Annotated in this window: 3 protein-coding genes; all 3 read right to left on the bottom strand. The window is 62.1% G+C overall.

Annotation, left to right across the window (positions count from 1 at the left end):
- Window positions 1–690: 690 nt before the first annotated feature.
- Complete coding sequence (locus ACMKFF_RS02955) at window positions 691–1,125, bottom strand: DUF1893 domain-containing protein (RefSeq protein ID WP_419495972.1); 435 nt, start codon at window positions 1,123–1,125, stop codon at window positions 691–693.
- Window positions 1,106–1,633 carry a Gx transporter family protein gene (locus ACMKFF_RS02950; protein WP_418464120.1) on the bottom strand — a complete coding sequence of 176 codons (528 nt, stop codon included), beginning with the start codon at window positions 1,631–1,633 and terminating at the stop codon, window positions 1,106–1,108. Before ACMKFF_RS02950 ends, ACMKFF_RS02955 begins: the two co-directional genes overlap by 20 nt.
- Window positions 1,634–2,192: 559 nt before the next feature.
- Entirely contained in the window at window positions 2,193–3,287 is a 1,095-nt protein-coding gene (locus ACMKFF_RS02945; protein WP_419495973.1) for an ABC transporter ATP-binding protein, read from the bottom strand.
- Window positions 3,288–3,334: the final 47 nt, after the last annotated feature.

Genomic DNA, 3,334 nt, shown 5'->3' with positions numbered 1-3,334 from the left:
TCTTTCTTCCTTTCTTAAAAAGGCAGCCGCTTCCGGGTCTGGGCCGGAGGCGGCTGCCGATTTTTTTTTGCAGGTTTGGATGGGAAGGCTTGTAACTGTAGGGTCGGGGCATGCCCCGACCGGCGCAATGCCGCCGATACGAACAGGCTGCCGTTAAAAACAGTACTGGCCTCCGATTTGTCATTGCGAGGCCCCGAAGGGGCCGTGGCAATCTCGGGAAGGCACTGTCGCCCCGTACCAGCCGTCGTTAAAACGGAAAATGCCGAAGTATGGGGTGTAGCGGCGGTCACTGCGCAGCCGTTGGCGGCTTTGCCGCCTTACGGATGCGGCGTGCCCCTTACGGGTAGTGACCGCCCTGTATGGGGGAATTCAACCGCATAAGGGCACTGGTGCGCCGCGCGCCACCCTGACGTGTCATTGCGAGGAGCGAAGCGACGTGGCAATCTCGCAGGACCGGGGTGGATAACAGGGCGCTCCCGGCGAAATCGTGACTGCCTTCCCGAGATTGCCACGTCGTCCTGCGGCCTCCTCGCAATGACAATTCGGGGGCGTTTACCATTTTAACGTCGGTCTGTACCAGTCGCTAGTACCGTGCCGGGAGCGGCATGCCGCTCCCCTACAACGCGCGGGCGGCGGCCATATAAAAAACAGGCGCAGGGGAGCACGTCCCTGCGCCATTACTTTTCTGTTTTACTGCTTCTGCAGCTCCTGTATGGCCTTCCGCAGGACGGGCAGGGCTTCTGCCGGATCGGTCACGGCTTCGGCGGCCTGCTCCATCGGGCAGGGGCCGGTCCCGGCACGGTTCAGAATTTTCGGCACGAGCGTGCCGTACTCCGTGCGGACTCCGGCATCGGACAGAAGACGATGGGCCTCCTCGCTCATGACCTCGCCATACACGGCCTTCACGCCCGCGGCAAGCAGCAGCAGCGCGGCGGCACGGCCGATCAGGCGGTCGGCGGCAGCCATATCCTGCAGCGATTCGTTCGTATCCAGCAGCCGGATGAGCGGCGCGAGCCCGTGCTCGCGGCTGGTCAGCACGCGGTCGCGGTCGCACAGCACGCAGGTGTAGCCATCCCGATGCAGCAGGGAAACGGCGCGTTCAAAGTCATTTTTTCTGGGATTCATCGTGGGTATCTCCTTTGTCCGAAATGAGCCTGCGCCGCAGCAGCAGCTGCGCGCACAGCCCGGTAAACAGCCCGGTCACAAGCCCGCACAGGAGCAGGACCGGCAGCCAGATCAGCAGGCCCGGCGTCCGCGTTACGGCAAGCGCCACGGCCATCTGGCCCAGATTGTGCAGAAGTCCTCCGGCCACGCCTGCGACCCAGACCTGCTTTGCCGTCAGGATGCGGCGCAGCAGCGCCATCCCGGCAAAGCTCAGAAGGCCGCCGCCCAGCGAATACAGCAGCGCCATGACCTGACCGGAGGCCAGATTGCCGAGCAGGATGCGGATAACGACGATGGCAAGCGCGTCCTTCCAGCCGAAGGAAAACAGCGCGAAGAGCGTGATGATGTTGCTCAGGCCGAGCTTCATGCCCGGCACGGGGAAGGGAATGGGGATCTGCGCTTCGAGCACGAAGATCGCCAGCGCAATGGCGGTCAGCAGCGCGCAGCGCGTCAGCCGTTTCACCCGCATGGCCGTCCCTCCCTTGCCAGATTTCTGCCGAACCTCTCTAGTCTACAGGAAAACGGCGAAAAAGTAAAGGATTATTTTTGAGGGCCGGGAAACGCACCGGCGATTCGTACGGGGAACCGTTATAGCGGTATGCACCAATTGCGTCTGTAGCGGCGCTCAGTGAGCGCCATGGAGGCTGGCGGTATTCGCGGCATAAATTCAGTGGCGTAAGGTAAACAGGTTTGTCATTCCGAGGAGCGAAGCGACGTGGGAATCTCGCAGTACCTGATTGGATAACAGGAAAGCCATCGGCGAAATCGTGACTGCCTTCCCGAGATTGCCACGGCCCCTCCGGGGCCTCGCAATGACAATTCGGAGGCGTTCACCATTTTAACGGTGGCTTGTACGGACTGCAAGTGCGTCGCCGGGAGCGGCATGCCGCTCCCCTACAACGCATGACTGGCGGCCTCGTGTCATTTTCCGCTTTCCATTTCCCGCATCCCCTGCCATGCTCCATCAATGCCCCGTTTATGCACAGCAAAAGCGGGCGGCATGAGCCGCCCGCTTGAGGCTATCTGGATCAGACCTTCGCCTTGCTGTTTTCCACGGGGAAGAGGTTCTCTTCCGTCTTCGGATCGAACAGGTGCATAAGCTCCGGATCGAACGTGAAGTGCGCCGTGCCGCCTGCGCGGACATCGTCGAGGCTGAGGCCGGCCGTCGGGATGACGGCGATGACATCGTGGCCGGAGACGGTCATATGCAGGTGCATCTCGCTGCCCATCATCTCGGAGACGTCGATCGTTGCGGGGAAGCCCTCCTGATGCAGGGAGAGGTGCACGGGACGGACGCCGACGGTGACGGTGCCTTCCGGCTGCTTGCGGGCGCGCAGGGCGGCCTGCTTGTCTTCCGGCAGGACGATGGACTTGCCAAGCAGCTCGACGACGTACTTGCCGTCCTTCACAGTCAGCTTGGCGTCCGGGAAGAAGTTCATCTGCGGCGTGCCGATGAAGCCCGCGACGAACAGGTTCTTCGGATGGTTGAAGACCTCCTGCGGGGTGCCGATCTGCTGGATGAAGCCGTCGCGCATGATGACGATGCGGTCGCCGAGCGTCATGGCCTCCGTCTGGTCGTGGGTGACGTAGACGAATGTGGTGTTGATGCGGGAGCGGAGCTTGATGATCTCAGCGCGCATCTGGTTGCGGAGCTTGGCGTCGAGGTTGGACAGCGGCTCGTCCATCAGCAGGACCTGCGGATTGCGGACGATGGCGCGGCCGATGGCGACGCGCTGGCGCTGGCCGCCGGACAGGGCCTTCGGCTTGCGGTCGAGGTATTCCGTGATGCCGAGAATTTCGGCGGCCTCGCGGACCTTCTTGTCGATCTCCTGCTTCGGGACCTTCTTCAGCTTCAGGGAGAATGCCATGTTTTCATACACGGTCATGTGGGGGTACAGAGCATAGTTCTGGAAGACCATGGCGATGTCGCGGTCCTTCGGGGCCACGTCGTTCACCAGACGGTCGCCGATGTACAATTCGCCGTCCGTGATCTCTTCCAGACCGGCGATCATGCGGAGCGTCGTGGACTTGCCGCAGCCGGACGGGCCGACGAGAACGATGAACTCACGGTCCGCGATGTCCAGGCTGAATTCCTGAACGGCGACGACGCCTTCGTCCGTGATCTGAAGATTGGCCTTCGGCTCGTCAGAGGTGTGCTCCTTCTTCTTCT

This window comes from Faecousia sp., assembly GCF_048519415.1.
Taxonomy (GTDB): Bacteria; Bacillota; Clostridia; order Oscillospirales; family Oscillospiraceae; genus JAZOXB01.
This window is presented reverse-complemented; position numbering and strand designations above follow the sequence as displayed.